The sequence below is a fragment of the Leptolyngbya sp. BL0902 genome (genome assembly GCF_016403105.1).
Taxonomy (GTDB): Bacteria; Cyanobacteriota; Cyanobacteriia; order Phormidesmidales; family Phormidesmidaceae; genus Nodosilinea.
Window position 1 is genome coordinate 3,299,564 of record NZ_CP046155.1, and the last position, 20,920, is coordinate 3,320,483.

The following is a 20,920-nucleotide window of genomic DNA, read 5'->3' on the forward strand; positions in this document are numbered from 1 at the left end:
ACCTGTTCATCATGCCACGTTCCGAACAGGGACGACGGAGCACAGCCCCCGACCCGTGACTATCACTCCAAGACTTCTTTTAGGGCCGTACGAGCCGCCAGGTGATTGCGCGTGGAGGTCAAAATCTCGGCTTCTCGTTCTAGTCGAGCCTCTGTGTCATCCATTTCCAGCAAAGACTGCTGCTCTAAAGCCACCCCGTAGAGGTTGCTCGCTACCCAATAGGAGAGTTCGCGGGGCAGGGTTGGAATGTTGTCAGGAATCTCAAGGTCTTGGCTGGTTAACTTCGCCGACAGACGTACAACGTCCCGGAGCAGGCGATCTACTTCTGAAGCCAAGGGAGCCAAATTCTGATCGGTTGGCTTATCCTCAAGCCATTCTACAAGCCCAACCCGGTAGGGCTTTTCTCGAACATAGTTCAACACACGGAAGCGCTGCTGCCCAATCGTCAAGATTTTCATGCGATCATCGGGTAGGCGCTGGTAATGCAAAATCTCGGCGCAGCAACCCACCTGGGCAGGCTCCCCAGTAGTTGGATCCAGCATCAGTACACCGAACCGCCGATCCCCCTGGAGCAGCGTATTCATCATGATCCGATAGCGAAACTCAAAAATATGCAGGGGCAGATGCCGTCCTGGAAACAGCACTAGTTCTGGTAGCGGAAATAGTGGTAGCTCTCGAACTGAAATTGATTCAGAGAATGCCATGAACGCCCCTATGGATCACAATGCCTCCCTACTTAGCGTCGCCCGATGCAGCGCCACCGCATCGCAACACTTCGTAATATACATTTCCCACATTTTAGCTTAACTTCCCAAGGGAATGCGACTCCTCGAGGGAGAGCGTTTTCCAAGCCCCGGTCAGTGCCCATGACTAGGCCATAAAATCAAGTTGACTGAGGAGAAGTTCATGGATAGGCGACACCCTTTGCCCCCAGAAACAGGCTTCTAGGAAAACCAAGGGATGATTCATACATGAGATTCTGATAGCTAGAACTGGGCTTCAATGTGTCCTTGCCGCCCAGTTTCTAGGCTTGAGAAGCAGAGGCAGGATCTACAGCTTCACTTCAATATCAACTCCGGCGGGCAAATCCAGCTTCATCAGCGCGTCAATGGTTTTAGAAGAAGGCTGGTAAATATCGATGATGCGGCGGTGGGTGCGGCTTTCAAAATGCTCGCGAGAATCTTTATCCACGTGGGGCGAACGAAGCACGCAGTAAATACGACGCTTTGTCGGAAGGGGAATAGGGCCAACAGCCGTAGCGTTAGTGCGGTTGGCGGTGTCTACAATTTTTTCGCAGGAGGTATCGAGCAATCTGCGGTCAAAGGCTTTTAGGCGAATGCGAATTTTCTGCTGTTGAATAGTGGCCATAGGGCTAACTCCAATTAAATTGTCAAGGTTCAACAAAAAGAGAAATCAGAAAAAGCAAGGACAGGGAGATATACCTGCCCTTGCCTTTCAACGGTAGAGCCCTAGGGCCTACTTGATGATTTTGGACACAACACCAGCGCCCACGGTGCGGCCACCTTCGCGAATAGCAAAGCGCATGTTGGGCTCAATAGCAACGGGGTTGATCAGCTCTACGGTCATCTTGATGCGATCACCGGGCATCACCATTTCAGCGGCACCACCGTCATCGGAGGTAAACGCTTTGATGCTGCCAGTTACGTCGGTTGTACGCACGTAGAACTGGGGCTTGTAGCCAGGGAAGAAGGGAGTCTTACGTCCGCCTTCTTTTTCAGCCAAGATGTAGACTTCTCCCTCGAACTCGGTGTGGGGAGTAATGCTGCCGGGCTTGGCTAGCACCATGCCCCGCTCCACATCTTCCTTCTGGATACCCCGCAGCAGCAGGCCAGCGTTATCACCGGCTTGGCCTTGGTCGAGGCTCTTCTTGAACATTTCGATCCCCGTGACCGTCGTGTTGCGAGTGTCGCGGATACCCACCAGTTCAACCACATCGCCAACCTTGACCACCCCGCGCTCGATCCGTCCGGTTGCCACGGTACCCCGACCGGTGATGGAGAAGACGTCTTCAACCGCCATCAGGAAGGGCTTATCGACATCGCGCTCGGGGGTGGGGATGTACTCGTCTACGGAGTCCATCAGGGCCAGGATTTTGTCCACCCACTTGTCTTCACCGCGCTTGATGCTGGGGTTCGCGGTCAGAGCTTCCACCGCTTGCAGCGCAGAGCCAGAGGTGATGGGCAGATCATCGCCAGGGAACTCATAGGAGCTGAGCAGTTCGCGCACTTCCAGCTCTACCAGTTCCAGCAGTTCTTCATCGTCCACCATGTCCTGCTTGTTGAGGAACACCACCAGGCTAGGTACACCCACCTGACGGGCTAGGAGGATGTGCTCCCGGGTTTGGGGCATGGGGCCATCAGCCGCAGAGCACACCAGGATAGCACCGTCCATCTGGGCCGCACCGGTGATCATGTTCTTCACGTAGTCAGCGTGACCGGGGCAATCTACGTGGGCATAGTGACGGGTTGCCGTTTCATACTCCACGTGGGCGGTGTTGATGGTAATCCCACGAGCTTTTTCCTCGGGGGCGGCATCAATCTCATCGTACTTGCGAGCTTTAGCAGAACCAGCCGCCGCTAGAGCCATGGTGATTGCCGCCGTGAGGGTGGTTTTGCCATGGTCAACGTGGCCGATGGTGCCAATGTTAACGTGCGGTTTAGTCCGTTCAAACTTTTCGCGTGCCATTTACGTTACGTGTCCTTTCTTTTTCTAAGCGTTCCCACTGTTTTTCGAGATAATGGCTTCAGCCACATTCCGAGGAACCTCGCCATAATGGCTAAATTCCATCGAAAAAATGCCCCGACCCTGCGTTTTTGAGCGGATGTCGGTAGCATAACCAAACATCTCAGCTAAGGGAACTTCGGCAGTAACCTTTGCAATACTAGCCTCAGACCCCATACCCTCGATGTGACCACGTCGGGAGTTCAAGTCTCCCATGACATCACCCAGAAAGTCTTCCGGAACTTCAACCTCGACCTTCATAATGGGCTCAAGAAGGACGGGAGACGCCTTCATGACGGCTTCTTTCATCGCCATTGACCCGGCGATCTTAAAGGCCATTTCCGAAGAATCTACCTCATGGTAAGACCCATCGGTTAGTGTAACCTTTAAATCGATCACAGGATACCCAGCTAGGATACCAGATTCGCAGGCTTCTTTCATGCCTTGTTCGGCAGAAGGGATGTATTCTTTTGGAATTGTCCCCCCTACAATTTTAGACACAAACTCAAAACCGCTGCCCTCTTCCGCAGGCTCGACTTCCACCACCACGTGGCCATACTGCCCTTTTCCGCCGCTTTGGCGGATGAAGCGGCCCTCGGCTTTAGTGGGCTGGCGGATGGTTTCACGGTAGGCGACCTGGGGTGCGCCGATGTTGGCTTCCACCTTAAATTCCCGCAGCATGCGGTCTACGAGAATATCTAGGTGCAGTTCTCCCATGCCCGCAATCACGGTTTGGTTAGTTTCCGGATCGGTGCTGACTCGGAAGGTGGGATCTTCCTCCGACAGAGATTGCAGCGCCTTAGCCAGCTTATCCATGTCCTGTTTAGTCTTGGGTTCTACCGCCACTGAAATGACGGGTTCCGGTACAAACAAAGATTCTAGGATAATGGGATGTTCTGGTTCGCAGATGGTGTCGCCCGTAAAAGTTTCCTTGAGGCCAATGGCGGCTCCCAAATCTCCAGCCCGTAGCTCATCTACTTCAATCCGATCATCGGCTTTAAGCACGATAAGTCGTGATATGCGCTCCTTTTTGTCCTTAGTGGCGTTGTAGATGTAGCTGCCTTTTTTCAAAACCCCGGAGTAGACCCGCACAAAGGTGAGGCGACCGTAGGGATCAGCCATAATTTTGAAGGCCAATGCCGCTAGGGGATCCTCATCCTTGGCATGGCGCTCGGCAGTGCTGCCATCGGGCAATAGACCCTGGATCGCAGGGACATCGATGGGAGCAGGCAGGTAATCTACCACGGCATCCAAAAGCCGTTGAATGCCTCGGTTTTTGAAGGCAGAACCACAGAGGACAGGTACCATCCCCTGATTAGTAGTGCCCTGGCGCAGGGCGGCGATGATTTCCGCCGTTGTGAGGTCTTCCCCTTCCAGGTACTTCTCCATGAGGTCATCGCTGGTTTCGGCCACGGCCTCTAATAGTTTGGTGCGGTACTCTTCCGCTAGATCTTGAACCTCGGCAGGAATCTCCGTCTCTTCGACGTTCTTTCCCAGATCGTCGTGGTAGATCAGAGCTCGCATAGCCACGAGATCGATGACGCCCTGAAAGTTGCCTTCCGCGCCAATGGGAATTTGCACCGGAACGGCATTGGCCCCCAGACGGTCACGAAGCTGCTGATAAACCCTGAAGAAGTTGGCCCCCGTCCGATCCATTTTGTTGACGAAGGCAATGCGCGGCACATTGTACCGATTGGCTTGTCGCCAAACGGTTTCAGATTGAGGTTGCACCCCGCCAACCGAGCAGAAAACAGCGATAACGCCGTCCAGCACCCGCATGGAGCGCTCAACTTCGATGGTGAAATCGACGTGGCCAGGGGTGTCAATGATATTGATTTGGTGATCCCGCCAACTGGTGGTGATGGCCGCAGCGGTAATGGTGATGCCGCGCTCCCGCTCCTGCTCCATCCAGTCAGTGACGGCGGTGCCTTCGTGGACTTCACCAATTTTATGAACGATCCCAGAGTAGTAGAGAATGCGTTCCGTTGTGGTGGTCTTACCCGCGTCAATGTGAGCGGCAATCCCGATATTTCTAACCCGCTCTAGGGGCGTTGTCCGTGCCACAGCTACCTCCTGATCCCAATGGAGCTAGTCCATTAACCGAACTGTTTTCGGCCTATCAAAATAGACCCAATGCTTCATGAAGTGAGACCCATTGCTGGTCTTAGGCTTTACCCAAACTTCCCAGCAATGGGGCATCGTCAACAATCTAGTAGCGATAGTGGGCAAAGGCCTTGTTCGCTTCGGCCATGCGGTGGGTTTCTTCCCGCTTACGCACAGCACCGCCCGTTTCGTTGGCGGCATCCATCAGTTCGTTGGCCAGCTTGATGGCCATGGACTTACCGGAACGCTGGCGAGAAAACTGGGTCAACCAGCGCAGGGACAGGGCCACACCCCGCTCAGGGCGCACTTCCATAGGCACCTGATAGGTGGCACCACCGACCCGACGAGCCTTCACTTCCACGAGGGGTGTGGTGTTGCGAACAGCCCGCTCGAATACTTCGAGGGGATCGCCACCGCTGCGTTCTTTGATGATGTTGAAGGCATCGTAGACAATGCGATCGGCCAGAGAGCGCTTGCCGCTAGTCATCAGCCGACGGCTCATCATGGTAATGAGGCGACTGTTGTAAACGGAATCGGGAGGGATGGGACGCTTTTGAACAACGGTACGACGGGACATAACTTATCTTCCGAGGTCTGTAGAACGTAATGATCAAAGAAATGAGGGGGAGGCCACCGTAGCAAGCAGGGCACTCCCCGAAAAATGGGAGCAGCGAACCCGCTGTCGAAGACCAATATTTGCTTTCCAGACACGATGTACCGCTGCAACTAGCCACACCATCGCCGAAAGCCAGCACCTTGAGTCTAGGACTTGGGACGCTTCGCGCCGTACTTGGAGCGTCCTTGACGACGATCCTTCACGCCAGCGGTGTCTAGGGTGCCGCGAATGATGTGATAGCGGACACCAGGCAAATCCTTAACCCGACCGCCCCGGATCATCACGACGGAGTGCTCTTGCAGGTTGTGTCCAATACCAGGGATGTAAGCAGTGACTTCAAAACCAGAGGTAAGACGCACCCGCGCAACTTTACGGAGAGCAGAGTTGGGCTTTTTGGGGGTGGTGGTGTAGACACGGGTACATACCCCACGACGCTGGGGGCAGCTTTTTAGGGCAGGAGACTTCGTCTTTTTCTCGGTTTTCTGACGCTCACTCCGGATGAGTTGCTGAATCGTGGGCATAGATCAGGTGCTCTAGACGCTACAGTATGGCTAGTGATTCAAAAGTTTTCACAAGGGTCTAGCGTATCATTGTGGAGACGCTTTCGTCAATTTGGGTTTATCTCCGTTGACAATGCCCCTACATTGGCGGACACCCATCCGCCTAGGATCCGCCTAGTGAGCCGTCTCAGCCACGGCATGACAGTCTTCGACCGTTGCAGCGGTGGTGGTCACAGAAAACGCGTTGCCGCAGCCGCAGGTTTGGCGGGCTTGGGGGTTAATGAAGCGAAAGCCCCCCCCCATCAAATCCTCAGCGTAGTCAATGGTGAGGTCGTTAAGGAGTGGCCTCATCGATTCAGCCATGACGATTTGGAGAGCGCCGACTTGAAAGGTCGTGTCGTCAGGATTCACCCCCTGGGCTGGGCTGAGGTCGTAGCTCCACTCGGCACAGTCGCTGGGCTGGAGATGAATTCTCAGGCCGTGATGATGGGAAGACGACTGCAAAAGGCGCTGAATTTCTTGGGCAGCGGCGGGGCGCAGGTGAATCATGGTGACGGGCAAACTAGGATTAGATGGCCTAAACCGGGCCGACTCTCAGCCTATCACGTCGGCCTCGGGCATCCACGGGCGAGCCCTGAGCGGTGCAGCAGTCGTGCAGCCTATCTCGCTTGATCATGCCAAAAATGCCGACAGATATTCACTCTGTCGGCATGATGTTCTGAGGCGAGGAGCCCCCCAGGGGATCTCTGCGAAGCGGGATTCTATCAACCGCCTACTTGGCCTTGTCGCCCGTGCGGGCATAGTCATCTTGGAAGCGGACGATGTCATCTTCGCCCAGATATTCGCCGTTTTGCACTTCAATCAGCACTAGGGGAAGGACGCCGACGTTTTCGAGACGGTGCTGGGTGCAGGGAGGCACGTAGGTGGATTGGTTCGTAGACAGGAGGATTTCCTTGTCGGCACAGGTCACTTTGGCGGTGCCAGACACCACAATCCAGTGTTCGCTGCGGTGGTGGTGGAGCTGCAAGCTGAGGCGATGACCGGGTTTCACTTCAATGCGCTTAATTTTGTAGCCCCTCCCCTCCTCTAGCACGGTATAGGAACCCCAGGGACGCATACCAGTTTCGGCAACCTCTTTCTCTTTTCCCTGGCCATTGCCGTTGGTGAGGGTGGCTGACGCGGTGGATTGTTCTAGCTTAGGCATGATGGTAGGGTCTCCTAGCGATGAATGAGGTAACGGTTTCAATAGGGCTACGGCGGTGGGCTTACAGCGGTAGGCTTAGCCTGGATGGGGCCTTAAGATAAGGTTCCCATGTTGATAGAATACGAACTCCGCATATTCACTGAAATAAGCGGCTGGCTACAGCGGTAGTTGCACGACAGGCGGCGGAAGCGATCGTCAGCACTACGGAAGGAGCCTTACGAGGCTGTGGCCAACCCATAGAGATGGGCCACTAGCCATCAGGGAAATCCCCCATACTTGCAGCCTAGTTTAGCAAGCCAGTTTCGGGACGCAAGGGGACAAACCAGAGAAGCCCCGAAACTATACTGACTCTTCAACTGGTTAAAGCAATCGGCAGGGGTGGGGCATCCCTTGAGCATGACGCCATAGGAAGGGCTGACCGCGTTGCAGGCCGTTGAGTTTTCATCAGGGCAGAAATAGGCCAATGCCGTTGTTCACGCGGGCGGCGGTGCGCGGATGGCGGTTAATCAAGCGTCCGCCTAGGTAGAGACTGGCGGAACTGCCCCCATCCAGATTGAGGGCATCGATACTACCCAGTTGGGCCATGACTTGAGCCGTTTCCGCCAGGGTGGGGCCAGCGCCCGTGGGGCTGTTGTGGATGGCGACAAGCAGGATGTCTCCATTGGCGGTGTAGCCGATGGCGCTGCGGGGGGCGGCTTGGCTGGCAAAGGCGCTGCCGAATTGCTCTAAGGCAGCATCTAGAACAATGCCACGGTTGCGGATCAACAATGGGCCACCGCCGACGATGTGGGGGAAGGGCGCGAGGCTGGCGGGGAGGAAGTCAGATTGAATAGTGACGGCGGTACCAGAAACTAGCACGGGGGCAGGGGTATCGTAGGCGCGGAGGGCAAGAATATAGCCGTCTGGGGGAATGGGGACGCTCCCATCACCTGTCACCGATTGTTGACCCACGACCTGCTGATTCCGCACCGTCACAATCCGTTCTGCCTCGGTAATCGGGCGATAGGTGCTGCCCCAGGCGGGGGTGTAGAGGCCCATGCCCGCTTGCACGTAGCCGCTGTTGACGGCCTGGATGGGGAAGGTTTGGCCGTTGCCCGTCCGCAGGGTTTGCCGCAGGGCGAGGCGATCCATCTGCACCTGGCCATTGCCCCAGCCCACCACCCCACGACCGAGGATGGGGCCAGAGATCCAGTCGTTGTTGTAGCGGACGGCCCCCAGGGGGTACTGATTGTTGCGGTTAAAAAATCCGGCGTTGATGGCGGCTGCCGCCTGCCAGCGCTGGGCCATGGTTTGCAGGGGAGCGGTTCCCGTCGCAGTGGTGGGATCTGTCCAAATCGGGCGCAGGGCAGTTTGGGCCTCCCGATGGCTGAGCTGGAGCCAGTAGACAGGCAGGGCTTTGTTGCCTGCCATAAAGTACTGTTGCCGCCAGCGCAGACCCGGTGCCCAGAGAATATCCACGGGTCGGAGGTGGTCGGTGCGAATATCTACTACCACCCGATGGGGATTGGTGAGGGTAAACAACACCGGGCGGGCGTTGGCATTGGGGATGGGCAGGGTGATTTGGGTGGATTGCCCCGCTGGGGTAATTTGCGCTGGGGTCTGGCCACTGGGCGGACGCGCAACGGATTGGGCCACGGCGGCGGTGGCGGTGGCCGCTAGGGTGACGGTGGCCGCTCCGGCGGTTTCAGTAATTTGCGCCACGGTTGGCCCAGAGACATCAATCACCCAGCGCTGGCCCCAGGGCTGATTGCCGGATCGCAGGGCGGTGATTTGGGTGGTGGGTACCGTCACGTTCAGGGTTTGCCCTTGCACCGTGGCCGACCAGCCATGGTTAGTTTGCAGCGGCACGAGGTCGAGGTAGCGGTAGCCTCCCTGCACCCAGGCACTCAGGAAGGTCGGTGTTTGGGCACTGGAGAACCACTGCACGGGCTGGCGCTGGGCGTCGTTGCTGTTCAGCAGCGTGATACCCAAGTGATCCGTCAGGCCATAGTCCGCGAGGCCAATCTGGTTCTGCCGCTGCATCCAAGGCACAGCAACGCCGATACCATTGACGCTGACCCGATTTCCCGTGGCCACACCTGCCTGGGCCAAGGAATCCGGAACCTGGGCTAGCGTGGCGGCTGGCATTTCCCAGTCCACCTCCGCTTCGGAGGGCATGGCATCGGCACCCAAAGCTGGGGCAGCAGCCGTAGCCGCACCGTGGAAGATGGCCGGAGCGGTCAAGCCAAGGAATAGACTCGTCAACAGAGGCCCGTGGAGGCCGATGCGGGGCAGTAGCGTCATGGAAAACCGACTTTCTTGGAAGATAGGATGAAGGCTGGAAGGGGTAGGCATCGGGCGGGGCGGGTCAATCCATTATCGAACCTTGACCCAAGGAGATGCTAAGGTCTGTAAACTACTGATAAAGTCTGTAAACTATGTAAGTTACAGGCAGAGTGGTGTGATCTGTTCGGCTCCACTTCTCCTAACTCAACAGGACGGTGTTACAGCGGTTTAGGTGCCGGGGCTGGATGGTTTATCATACGGATCCTGCCTTGCCTCTATGACATCACCGCCTCGGCCTTGTGAGGCTTCTTAAATTGTCCAAGGTTTCGACCATGATTTAGCCAATTCTTTGATGGATTGGCTCATTCTTTGACCGCTTGCTTCAGCCTTAACCCCTCGCTTGTTAACCTGCTATCCCATGGGACATACACCTGTGAACCACTCGCATCCCTCGCTGCCTCAATCCTCTGCTCCTTGGCCCAACTGGGGGCCAAAGTCCATCGTAGAAGAGCGGGATGCTTGCGGCGTTGGCTTTTTGGCCGATCAGCAGAATCGCGCCAGCCACGACCTCGTTTCCAGAGCCTTGGCGGCGTTGGACTGCATGGAACACCGAGGCGGCTGTTGTGCGGATCAAGATTCCGGCGATGGCGCTGGGGTGATGACGGCCATTCCCTGGGCAATTTTGCAGGATTGGGCAGCGGCGTCTGGTAAATCGGCCCTCAATCCCGCACAAACGGGCGTGAGCATGATCTTTTTGCCCCAGCATGAGGCCGCAGCGGCCCTGGTTCGTGATGCCTTCGAGCGCGTCATTAAAGACGAAGGTTTCACGCTCGTAGGCTGGCGGCAGGTGCCCGTTAATCCCGATGTTTTGGGCGCTTTGGCCAAGCAGTTCCAGCCCCATATTGAACAGTTGGTTGTTGCTTCGGAGTCGGCCACTGGGGAAGACCTGGAGCGCAAGCTCTACCTCGTGCGGCGGCAGGTGCTCCATGCCATTGCCCAACTGAAAACAGGCGGTACACTACCTGCTGAGCAGGTGGCCGCTCTAGGAGATTTCTACGTCTGCTCCTTCTCCTGCCGCACGATTGTATACAAGGGGATGGTGCGCTCCTCGGTGCTGGCCAGCTTCTACAGCGACCTGACCAACCCCGCCTTTGTTAGCGCCTTTGCGGTGTATCACCGTCGCTTTAGCACCAACACCATGCCCAAGTGGCCCCTGGCGCACCCCATGCGGTTGCTGGGGCACAACGGCGAAATCAATACCCTGGTGGGCAACGTCAACTGGATGATGGCGCGGCAGGCGGATCTCGCCAACGAGGTGTGGGGCGACCGGGTGGATTTGCTGAAGCCCATCGTTAACCTCGACAACAGCGACTCCGCCAACCTCGATAACGTGATGGAGATGCTGGTGCGGTCGGGTCGCACGCCCCAGGAAGCGCTAATGATCCTAGTGCCGGAGGCCTACAACAACCAGCCTGCCCTCGATCAATATCCCGAAATTACCGATTTCTACGAGTACTACAGCGGCCTGCAAGAACCCTGGGATGGCCCTGCACTGGTGGTCTTCAGCGACGGTCATCAGGTGGGGGCAACCCTGGATCGCAACGGTTTGCGTCCCGCCCGCTACGTGGTGACGAAGGACGGTCTGCTGATGGTGTCCTCGGAAGCGGGTGTGCTGGATGTGGCCGCCAGCGACATTGTGGAAAAGGGGCGGCTTGGCCCTGGCCAGATGATCGCTGTGGATCTCGATACCCACGAAATTTTGAAGAACTGGACGCTGAAGCAGCGGGTGGCCCACCGTCATCCCTACGGCGACTGGCTGAAAGCGAACCGCAAGGACATTTCGCCCCAGTTGTTCGCGGAAGCCAGCCTCTACGACGGCGAGGCACTGCTGAAGCAGCAAAACGCCTTTGGCTACACCGTCGAGGATGTGGACATGATCATCCAAGACATGGCGGCCCAGGGCAAGGAACCCACCTACTGCATGGGCGACGACATCCCCCTGGCGGTGCTGTCCGACAAGCCTCACCTGCTCTACGACTACTTCAAACAGCGCTTTGCCCAGGTGACGAACCCCGCCATTGACCCCCTGCGGGAGCGGCTGGTAATGTCGCTGACGACCCAACTGGGGGCACGGGGCAACCTGCTGGATGAAAAGCCCGAATATGCTCGTCTGCTGAAGCTGGAAAGCCCGGTGATCAACGAGGTGGAACTCAACCAAATTCACCAGTCCGGCTTTGACACCGCAACGCTCTCGACCCTATACACCCTGGCCGCTGGCCCTGGTGACCTGGCCAAGGCAGTGGATGCCCTCTGTGAGCAGGCCGACCAGGCGGTGAAGGCTGGGAAAACCATTCTGGTGCTGAGCGATCGCGTCGATGCCAGCGGCAACCCCATCACCCTCAGCGCCGACACCACCTACATTCCGCCCCTGCTGGCCGTGGGTGCCGTGCACCATCACCTGATCCGCAACGGTCTACGGATGCACACCTCCCTGGTGGTCGATACCGCCCAGTGCTGGAGCACCCACCACTTTGCCTGTTTGATTGGCTATGGGGCCAGTGCCGTGTGTCCTTACCTGGCGCTGGAATCGGTGCGCCACTGGTGGTCGGATAGCCGCACCCAAAAGCTGATGGAAAGCGGCAAGCTGCCTGTGTCTACCCTCAACGGTGCCCAAGACAACTACCGGAAGGCGGTGGATGCGGGTCTGCTGAAAATCCTCTCCAAGATGGGGATTTCCCTGATCACCAGCTACCAGGGGGCGCAGATTTTTGAGGCCATTGGCATTGGCGAAGACCTGCTGGAACTGGCCTTCCGGGGCACCACCTCGCGGCTGGGGGGCTTGTCCTTGGCAGACCTGGCCCAGGAGACAATGAGCTTCCACCAGCGGGCCTTCCCCGAAACCGCCAAGCGCCTGCAAAACATGGGCTTTGTGCAGTCTCGGCCCAGCGGCGAGTATCACATGAACAACCCGGCCATGACCAAGCTGCTGCACAAGGCCGTGGCGGATCGCCAGTACGACCACTACGAACTCTACAAAGAGCAGCTTGAGAACCGTCCCCTCACTGCCCTGCGCGACCTGCTGGATCTCCAGAGCGACCGTCAGCCCATTCCCCTGGATCAGGTGGAGTCGGTGGAGTCGATTATGAAGCGGTTCTGCACCGGGGGGATGTCCCTGGGGGCGCTGTCCCGCGAGGCCCACGAGGTGCTGGCCATCGCCATGAACCGCATCGGCGGCAAGTCCAACTCCGGCGAGGGCGGCGAAGATCCCGTGCGCTTCAACGTGCTGAAGGATGTGGATGGCGAGGGCAACTCTCCTACCTTCCCCCACCTGCGCGGCCTGAAGAACGGCGACACCGCCAGTTCCGCCATCAAACAGGTAGCCTCCGGTCGGTTTGGGGTAACGCCGGAATACCTGATGCACGCCCAGCAGATTGAAATCAAGCTGGCCCAAGGCGCGAAACCCGGTGAAGGGGGCCAGCTCCCCGGTAAGAAGGTCAGCCCCTACATCGCCATGCTGCGCCGCTCCAAGCCGGGAGTATCGCTGATTTCGCCGCCGCCCCACCACGATATTTACTCCATCGAAGACCTAGCCCAGCTCATCTTTGACCTGCACCAGATCAACCCCAAGGCGGGCGTTTCCGTGAAGCTGGTGTCTGAGGTGGGCATTGGCACCATTGCGGCGGGGGTGGCCAAGGCCAACGCCGATATCATCCAAGTCTCTGGCCACGATGGCGGTACGGGCGCGTCGCCCCTCAGCTCCATCAAGCACGCCGGGGTGCCCTGGGAACTGGGCCTCACCGAAGTCCACAAGGTGCTGCTGGATAACCAACTGCGCGACCGTGTGACCTTGCGCGTGGATGGCGGCCTGAAGACGGGCTGGGATGTGGTTATGGGTGCCCTGATGGGGGCCGAGGAATTCGGCTTTGGCTCCATCGCCATGATTGCCGAGGGCTGCATTATGGCCCGCGTGTGCCACACCAACAACTGCCCCGTCGGCGTCGCCACCCAGAAGGAGGAACTCCGCAAGCGGTTTACGGGCATTCCCGAACACGTCGTCAACTTCTTCTACTACATCGCCGAGGAAGTGCGCTCCCTGCTGGCACGGCTGGGCTATGCCAACCTGCTCGACATCGTCGGTCGCTCTGACCTCCTGAAGCCCCGCGACGGTGTGAAACCTGCCAAAACCCAGTCCCTCCACCTGGAGACCCTGATCAACCTGCCCGACGTGCGCCAAGACCGGAGCTGGCTCACCCATGAGGCCGTCCACAGTAACGGCCCCGTGCTGGATGACACCATCCTGGCCGATGCCGACGTGCAGCAGGCCATCCACAACCAGGGCACCGTCGCCAAGTCCTATAAAGTCATCAACACCGACCGCACCGTGGGCGCACGGGTGGCGGGGGTGATTGCCGATAAGTACGGCAATGCTGGCTTTGAGGGGCAACTGAACCTCACCTTTGAGGGCAGCGCTGGCCAAAGCTTTGGCGCGTTCAACCTGCCGGGGATGACCCTTACTTTGATCGGCGAGTCGAACGACTATGTGGGCAAAGGCATGAACGGCGGCGAACTGGTGGTGAAACCCCCCGTAGACATCACCTACGATCCCTCCCAGAACGTGATCATCGGCAACACCTGCCTCTATGGCGCAACGGGCGGCACCCTCTATGCCCTTGGTCGGGCTGGGGAACGCTTTGCGGTACGGAACTCCAAGGGGCAAGCCGTCATCGAAGGGGCAGGCGACCACTGCTGCGAATACATGACGGGCGGTGTCGTCGTCGTCCTCGGCCCGGTGGGTCGCAATGTGGGTGCCGGGATGACGGGCGGCTTGGCCTACTTCCTCGATGAAGACGGCAACTTCCCCACCCTGGTGAACCCGGAAATCGTGAAGGTGCAGCGAGTGATTACCCCCGCCGGAGAGGCCCAGTTGAAGAGCCTGATTGAGGCCCACGTTGCCCACACGGGCAGCGCCAAGGCCCAGCGGATTTTGGATAACTGGAGTGAGTATCTACCCAAGTTCTGGCAGGTGGTGCCCCCCTCCGAGGCGGATAGCCCAGAGGCAAATCCATCGGAAAAGGTGCTGAGTTCAGCGCAGTCCTAATGTCCTGATACCAAGAACCCCGGCTTCTTAAAGAAACCGGGGTTTTGAGTAATAAGGGAATCGTGGTAAGGCTATTCCCAAACATGGGTAAAATCGCCATGAAATTTAGTTGTCCACAAAGTGAACTCAATCATCACCTGTCCCTGGTGAGTCGGGCGGTGCCCTCACGTCCAAGTCGGCCCGTCCTCGGCAACATTTTAGTGATGGCGGATGCAAAACAGCAAACCGTTACCTTAGTAGGCTCCGATGAAGCGTTGGGGATTGAGAGCTACTTTTCTGCGAAAGTTGAAACCTCTGGCAGTTTGACGGTGCCCCCTAAGCTGTGGGGTGACATTGTTTCTCGGTTGCCTAATGACGTGATACGACTCGAAACCAATGTCGATGATGAGATAACAGTCACAATAACCAGTAGCTCAGGGCGCTACGAGATTCGTGGACTGGATGCGGAAGACTATCCTTCTCTAGCAACGGTGGAGGAAGGGAATGCGGTATCCCTGTCAGCAAAGTCGCTGCTGTATGGATTAGAAGGGACTCTATTTGCCACAAGTAATGATGAAACCAAGCAGGTTTTGACCGGGGTTCATGTTCTATCAGATGCCGATACCCTCGAATTTGCGGCTACTGATGATCATCGTTTAGCCGTGGTCAAAACGGCAACTAGTGCGGCCAGTTCTATTTCAGAAATGGATATGACTGTTCCCGCTAAAGCCCTGCGGGACATAGCCTATGCCCTTAAAATCCAAGCCTTTACAGGGACAGTGGAAGTGCGTTGGGATGACACCTATGTGCTATTCGATATGGGTATTCATAGGCTAACTACGAAACTACTGGAAGGGCAATATCCAAACTATCGCCAGTTGATGCCCAAGCAGTTCGCTCGTCAAGTCATCCTTGCTCGAGATGAACTAATCAAAAGCCTGAGTCGCATAGCGCTACTGGCCAGTCAAAGAAATGACATTGCTCAATTCTCTTTGAATAACGAAGACCAGAAGATAACTCTGTCGATAGAAGTCCAGGAAGTGGCGAAGGGGCGTGAGGGCTTATCGGCCCAAATGATAGGCGATGATCTAGAAATTGCTTTTAATGTGCGCTATTTGCTGGACGGATTGAAAGCGATAGATAGCAATCAGGTGAAGATTCAGTGCAATGCAGCTACAAGTCCTGCAATATTCAGTCCTTTTGGAGAGGATGACATTACCTATCTGGTTATGCCGATTCAAATTCGCAACGGGTCGGCAAAAGATTCTGAGGATGAAGACCGGGCAGATATTAAACAAGAAGAATCAAAAGAAATCAAGGCCGTAAAGTCAGAAATTCTTAGGGACGAAGAATCAGGAAATATTGATTCTGAAGAGTCTGAAGATCTTAGTCTCAATGAATCTGACTGGCTAGACTCCATTGAAATTGCTGCTCTTGAAGATGAGAGGGAAAAAGATCTAAAGCTGGTCATCATTCGCGAAGGCCAAGCTGTATTCAGGGAAAAACTGCTCTCTGCCTATGACGGACGGTGTGCAATCACAGGTTATTCAGTCAAGGATGTTTTAGAGGCGGCCCATATTGTTCCCTGTCTAGGTGTGAAAACTAATCACCTATCCAATGGGTTGATTCTGAGATCCGACTTACATAAGCTATTTGACTCATTCAAGATTACCGTCAACCCAGACACATTAACGGTCTGCGTAGCTCCAGATTTAATGAACACTGAGTACCATGAGTTGGATGGAAGACCTCTGAGAAAGGTGCAGCCTAACTATCCACCCGTGAGCAGGGCAGCTTTAAGGCATCATCTGAATCAATGTATTTGGTTTAACGATGATGTCCTTAATCACCATGAAGTACCGTAACAGAACAGATGGACAACCGCTAGGCTAGGCTAGCCTAGAAAGTCTTTTATGATGGGATAAGGCCGTTACTGGGGCATGGGTTTGCGATGACATCACCCTTTCCGGGCATGGATCCTTATCTGGAACAGTCGTCGTTTCCATGGCCTCACGGATGCAGAATTGTAAGTTATTCAAGGAGCCTAAAATGAAAACTCTGACTCCACCTTTGTCAGCCAGCATTCAACTCACTCTCACCCATTGCAAGCAGCGGCTACAGCAATACTATGCCGATAGATTTAAAGTCCTAATTCTCTATGGATCTGCGGCCAAACAGCAATTAACCCCCCAGAGTGATCTAGATTTGTTAGTGCTGTTAGAACCGCCCTTAGACTATTTCCAAGAACTGCGGGCTATTGTTGATTTACTCTATCCCTTACAACTAGATTCCAGTTATTGGATTTCAGCTAAACCAGCCGCTACTACTGAGTTTGAGCAAGGTTTAACTCAACTTTATCGCAATATCCATCAAGAAGGTATTGCCCTATGAGTAGTACGCCTGAGATAGAATCTCATCTAGAACGAGCGGCTTCGTCCTTGCAAGCGGCAAACCTGTTGCGTTCGGCTGAGTTGCCCAATGATGCCGTATCCAGAGCCTATTATGCTATTTTCCACGCAGCATCTGCTTTGTTGCTAGCACAAAATTTAGAGTTTAAGAGTCATGCCGGGGTTTTGAGAGCGATCAGCTTAAATTTTGTGAAACCTGGAATATTGGAAAATAGTATGGGACGAGATTTGAATTGGTTAGCCGAGTTGCGCCAAATCGCTGACTATGGGGAAATACGCAATGTTTCTATCCTAGATGTCGATAATGCAATCACGATTGCTGATGCTTTCCTGAACCAAGTGCATCAACTCCTAGAACGTGACCTGTGATCCCCATCAAAACCCTTGTGTAGCAAGCCCTAAACGGCCAGGGGAAAGCCATCGCCGCCTACGAAGCGACAATTGATACTAATGACAACTGATTAGACACCGTTAGCGTTGAAATGGGACGAGTTACGGAGAGTGTCGTACCCTAGAAAACATAGGGCGGGTAAGGTGTCATGATAGAGAGCCTGTGTTTTGTCCTTTCGATTCTGTTCTGGCTCAGACGATTTCATGATGCGTAAATCTTCCATCAACACAGCCATTTACATTCTGGCGATCCTGGTGGCCAACTATACAGCGGCCTGGTTTATCCCGCTACTGAACTTGAACCGTAGATGATATTTATAGCTACCTCCAATAGTTGTGGTGAAGATAGAACCCCGGTTTCTTTAAGAAGCCGGGGTTCTTTGGTGAGATAGCCCTTTATTCTACAGTGACGCTCTTGGCGAGGTTGCGGGGTTGATCCACATCCAACCCCCGTCGGGCGGCGATGTGGTAGGCCAGCAGTTGCAGTGGGATCACCGCCACGATGGGCGACAGCAGTTCGTCCACCGGGGGCACGGGCAGCAGTTTGTCGAAGGTTTCGGCGGCATCAGCATCCCCGATGGGCACCACGCCGATCAGTTGGGCGTCGCGGGCCTTGGCCTCCTGGGCATTGGAGAGCACCTTGTCGTAGACGCTTCCCGGCATGGCGATGGCCACCACGGGCACCTTGGCATCCAGCAGGGCAATGGGGCCGTGCTTCATTTCGCCAGCGGGGTAGCCCTCGGCGTGGATGTAGCTAATTTCCTTCAGTTTCAGGGCACCCTCTAGGGCAATGGGGAAGTTCACCCCTCGGCCTAGGTAGATGAAGTCTTGGGTGTCATTGAAGTCGTGGGCCAGTTCTTCGATGTAGCGCTCTTGACTTTCGAGCACTTGCTCGATGTAGGCCGGGAGCTGGTGCAGTTGCTCAATGATTTCCTCGATGCGCTGGGGCGAGAGGGTCTTGCGACGATAGGCCAAATCTAGGGCCAGGAAGTAGAAAGCCATCACCTGGGCGGTGAAGGTTTTGGTGGCGGCCACGCCGATTTCAATCCCGGCGTGGGTGTCGATGATGTGGGGCACTAATCGCGAGAGGGAGCTTTCGGGGCGGTTGGTGATGCCCACCAGGCGCGGCGCAAAGCGGGGATCGCCCTGGGCACGGCGGCGTTCCTGCTCCATTTCCAGAGCCGCGAGGGTGTCGGCGGTTTCGCCGGATTGGGTGACGCCGATAGTGAGGGTGTTGGGGATCAGTGGCGTGGGGGAGTAGCGAAACTCTGAGGCGTACTGCACCATCACAGGTAGTTCCGCCAGTTGTTCAATCAGATACTTACCCACTAGGGCGGCGTGCCAACTGGTGCCACAGGCCACAATTTGTACATGATCCAACCCGTCCAGCACGCCATCAGCCATGCCCAACTGCACCGGGGAACGCCCCGATTCTGCCGTGGCCTCGTTATCGATGTAGGTTTCTAGGCAGGTGCGTACCACTCCGGGCTGTTCGTAGATTTCCTTCAGCATGAAGTGTTTGAAGCCCTGCTTTTCCACCATAATCGGGTTCCAGTTCAGGGTGATGGGGTGCTTGCGCTGGCGGTCTCCGGCGAAGTTGTAGACCGCCACGCCGAGGGGCGAGAGACTGGCCAGTTCGCCATTTTCCAACGGCAGCACGGCGCGGGTGTAGGGCACAATGGCGGGGGTGTCGCTGGCGCAGAAAAATTCCCCTTGGCCAAAGCCGATGACGAGGGGAGCCTGCTGCCGCACGACGACGAGTTCATCGGGAAAGTCCGCCGACACAATCGCCAGGGCAAAGGCTCCCTGAAGCTCCTGACAGGCCAGCCGCACCGCTTCCAGCAGTGGGGATCGGCCCTGAAAGTCCCCGGTTTTGCCGATCTTGGCCAAGTGGGAGGACACCAAATGGGGCACCACCTCGGTATCGGTGTCGGAGACAAACGTATGACCTGCGGCCTTCAGGGTTTCTCGCAGTTCTCGGTAGTTTTCGACGATGCCGTTTTGCACGACGGCCAAACGACCCTCGTTGTCGCGGTGGGGGTGGGCGTTGTATTCTTCGGGCTTGCCGTGGGTGGCCCAGCGAGTATGGCCAATGCCGAGGCGGGCCGGATTTTCTAGGCCGTCGATTTTATCTTGCAAATTTTGCAGCTTGCCCTTGGCCCGCACACAGTGCAGATCGCCCTCAAACACCGTGGCAATGCCCGCCGAATCGTAGCCGCGATATTCCAGCTTACGCAGCCCCTCCATCAAAATCGTGGTCGCGGCCTGGGTTCCGATATATCCGACAATGCCACACATAGCCGTTCCTCCGCAGCGCTAGGCTCAGTTAGTTTTCCTAGGGTAGCGCCCTTGGGGATCAGAACCTAGCTACCCAAAGTGCACCCGCCAGAATGCAGACTAGGATACACGGTGATCCCCGTTCTGTGTGATGTTAGCGGAGGGGACTAAGGGCTAGACTGAGCCGATCCTAGAGCCAACCCCGCAGGGTCAGGGCTTCTGCTAAGGACATCCCGGTGACAGATTGGTCGTAGCGGGCGACCTGGATTTGGGCCACCGTTACCTTGCCGTCGGCCAAAAGCTGATCAATCAACGCCGATTCCTCTTCATTGCCGGAGGGATCGGTGGGCTGAGAGGCCGTCGCCGGAGGTTGGGGCTGGTTGGGGGCTGTTTTTTGTTGATACTCCACCAGCGCCGCAGAGGCATTGTCCGTATCGCGGTTCATCAACGCATGGCCCGTGGGAAAGATGTAAACCACGGTGTCTCCGGTTTGGCCTAGAACATAATCCGCATCATCGGCGTTGGCCGAAGAACTCGCAGAGAAAGACGACATCATAGAACGACCTGGGTAAAAGAAGGGACTGAAACGACCGAGCAGAGGCAGAGACCTCCGAGGAGCACAACAGAGCCGTCTGATGAGCAAATACCCACAACAGAGGCATCTATTATGTGCTTCTTAATACTATTTTACAGAGTTTATCCAGGGTCGATGTATTGGAAATGTGAATCCAGATTATGGCCCTATGAAATCTTGGAGGTGCAGTCTTCGATGAGTTGTGGTAGAACCTCTGTTGTGCCTATGTCTTGGCAGGGGAACCCCCATGGCCCCACGAAAACCATCTCAAAAAAGTGGCCCATCTCAGAAAAGTGGCCCCCTATCGCCCCCGCCTCCACCCCCCGCCTCTGGCAGCAAGGGCTATCAGGTGCAGGTGTTTTACCTAGCGGCCCGCAGCAAGCACCCCAATGCCCCCGACAAAGATGCCCTGTGGTTTGCCATCTACTCGATCATCCCTCGTGTGGGCGACTGCCTCTTTCGGGACGGCGTGTACTACCAGGTGGAGCGCGTCTTTCTCTACGAAAACCTCACGGCCAGTTGGTGTGCCGACCTTGAGGTGTCCTTCTATGGTCGCCGCTAGGGGGTACCCTCGGTTGCCAAGACTCAATTCCCAAGGTCGGACTCCCAAGGTCGGATTCCTAAGGTCAGCCTCCAAGAGGCCCGTTGCCAAGCCCTAGGCCGCTCCTTGCCCCTATTCCTGCCCCAGGCTGGGAGCCAGTTGCCGGAAGCGCCTCAAAACCCCTTCCCCAACGTGGGAGAGAGATGGAGGGGGAGGGGAAAGC

Annotated in this window: 17 protein-coding genes; 6 read left to right on the top strand and 11 right to left on the bottom strand. The window is 56.2% G+C overall.

Annotated features, from left to right (window positions below; translation table 11 throughout):
* Positions 1 to 62: 62 nt before the first annotated feature.
* The 9 genes from GFS31_RS14630 to GFS31_RS14670 form a co-directional block, all read right to left on the bottom strand.
* The gene (locus GFS31_RS14630) at positions 63 to 704 is read right to left on the bottom strand and encodes an LON peptidase substrate-binding domain-containing protein (RefSeq protein WP_198805536.1); all 642 of its coding nucleotides are present in this window, start codon (positions 702 to 704) and stop codon (positions 63 to 65) included.
* A 346-nt stretch (positions 705 to 1,050) separates the two neighbouring features.
* Complete coding sequence (gene rpsJ, locus GFS31_RS14635; protein WP_263974940.1) at positions 1,051 to 1,359, bottom strand: 30S ribosomal protein S10; 309 nt, start codon at positions 1,357 to 1,359, stop codon at positions 1,051 to 1,053.
* 117 nt (positions 1,360 to 1,476) lie between these two features.
* Positions 1,477 to 2,706 (bottom strand): elongation factor Tu, encoded by a 1,230-nt coding sequence (gene tuf / locus GFS31_RS14640; protein ID WP_198805538.1) that lies wholly within the window; start codon positions 2,704 to 2,706, stop codon positions 1,477 to 1,479.
* 24 nt (positions 2,707 to 2,730) lie between these two features.
* Entirely contained in the window at positions 2,731 to 4,806 is a 2,076-nt protein-coding gene (gene fusA / locus GFS31_RS14645; RefSeq protein ID WP_198805540.1) for an elongation factor G, read from the bottom strand.
* Between the two features lie 145 nt (positions 4,807 to 4,951).
* Positions 4,952 to 5,422 (bottom strand): 30S ribosomal protein S7, encoded by a 471-nt coding sequence (gene rpsG, locus GFS31_RS14650; protein WP_198805542.1) that lies wholly within the window; start codon positions 5,420 to 5,422, stop codon positions 4,952 to 4,954.
* 185 nt (positions 5,423 to 5,607) lie between these two features.
* Positions 5,608 to 5,982, bottom strand: a complete 375-nt coding sequence (gene rpsL, locus GFS31_RS14655; protein WP_198805544.1) for a 30S ribosomal protein S12 — start codon at positions 5,980 to 5,982, stop codon at positions 5,608 to 5,610.
* A gap of 153 nt (positions 5,983 to 6,135) precedes the next feature.
* Entirely contained in the window at positions 6,136 to 6,510 is a 375-nt protein-coding gene (locus GFS31_RS14660) for a HesB/IscA family protein (RefSeq protein WP_198805545.1), read from the bottom strand.
* A gap of 223 nt (positions 6,511 to 6,733) precedes the next feature.
* Complete coding sequence (locus GFS31_RS14665) at positions 6,734 to 7,165, bottom strand: phosphomannose isomerase type II C-terminal cupin domain (protein WP_198805547.1); 432 nt, start codon at positions 7,163 to 7,165, stop codon at positions 6,734 to 6,736.
* Positions 7,166 to 7,609: 444 nt separating this feature from the next.
* A complete protein-coding gene (locus GFS31_RS14670; protein WP_198805549.1) occupies positions 7,610 to 9,499 on the bottom strand; it encodes a phosphodiester glycosidase family protein in 1,890 nt (629 codons plus the stop codon).
* A gap of 364 nt (positions 9,500 to 9,863) precedes the next feature.
* On the opposite strand from GFS31_RS14670, the gene gltB reads away from it, so the two are divergent.
* The 5 genes from gltB (at position 9,864) to GFS31_RS14695 (ending at position 17,284) form a co-directional block, all read left to right on the top strand.
* On the top strand, positions 9,864 to 14,528 hold the full coding sequence (gene gltB, locus GFS31_RS14675; protein WP_317135035.1) for a glutamate synthase large subunit: 4,665 nt from the start codon (positions 9,864 to 9,866) through the stop codon (positions 14,526 to 14,528).
* Between the two features lie 83 nt (positions 14,529 to 14,611).
* Positions 14,612 to 16,372 carry a DNA polymerase III subunit beta gene (gene dnaN, locus GFS31_RS21480; RefSeq protein WP_198805551.1) on the top strand — a complete coding sequence of 587 codons (1,761 nt, stop codon included), beginning with the start codon at positions 14,612 to 14,614 and terminating at the stop codon, positions 16,370 to 16,372.
* Positions 16,373 to 16,458: 86 nt separating this feature from the next.
* Complete coding sequence (locus tag GFS31_RS21695; RefSeq protein ID WP_198805552.1) at positions 16,459 to 16,560, top strand: DUF4058 family protein; 102 nt, start codon at positions 16,459 to 16,461, stop codon at positions 16,558 to 16,560.
* A complete protein-coding gene (locus GFS31_RS14690; protein ID WP_198805553.1) occupies positions 16,557 to 16,898 on the top strand; it encodes a nucleotidyltransferase family protein in 342 nt (113 codons plus the stop codon). Before GFS31_RS21695 ends, GFS31_RS14690 begins: the two co-directional genes overlap by 4 nt.
* Positions 16,895 to 17,284: a HEPN domain-containing protein gene (locus GFS31_RS14695; RefSeq protein WP_198805554.1), complete on the top strand. Its 390-nt coding sequence runs from the start codon at positions 16,895 to 16,897 to the stop codon at positions 17,282 to 17,284. The genes GFS31_RS14690 and GFS31_RS14695 overlap by 4 nt, the downstream gene beginning before the upstream one ends.
* A 417-nt stretch (positions 17,285 to 17,701) precedes the next feature.
* Here the strand turns inward: GFS31_RS14695 and glmS are convergent, their stop codons facing one another.
* Positions 17,702 to 19,603: a glutamine--fructose-6-phosphate transaminase (isomerizing) gene (glmS, locus tag GFS31_RS14700; RefSeq protein ID WP_198805555.1), complete on the bottom strand. Its 1,902-nt coding sequence runs from the start codon at positions 19,601 to 19,603 to the stop codon at positions 17,702 to 17,704.
* 169 nt (positions 19,604 to 19,772) lie between these two features.
* Positions 19,773 to 20,138 carry a hypothetical protein gene (locus tag GFS31_RS14705; protein ID WP_198805556.1) on the bottom strand — a complete coding sequence of 122 codons (366 nt, stop codon included), beginning with the start codon at positions 20,136 to 20,138 and terminating at the stop codon, positions 19,773 to 19,775.
* 265 nt (positions 20,139 to 20,403) lie between these two features.
* Between GFS31_RS14705 and GFS31_RS14710 the strand changes: the two genes are divergently transcribed.
* Positions 20,404 to 20,718 (top strand): hypothetical protein, encoded by a 315-nt coding sequence (locus GFS31_RS14710; RefSeq protein ID WP_198805557.1) that lies wholly within the window; start codon positions 20,404 to 20,406, stop codon positions 20,716 to 20,718.
* Positions 20,719 to 20,920 lie beyond the last annotated feature (202 nt).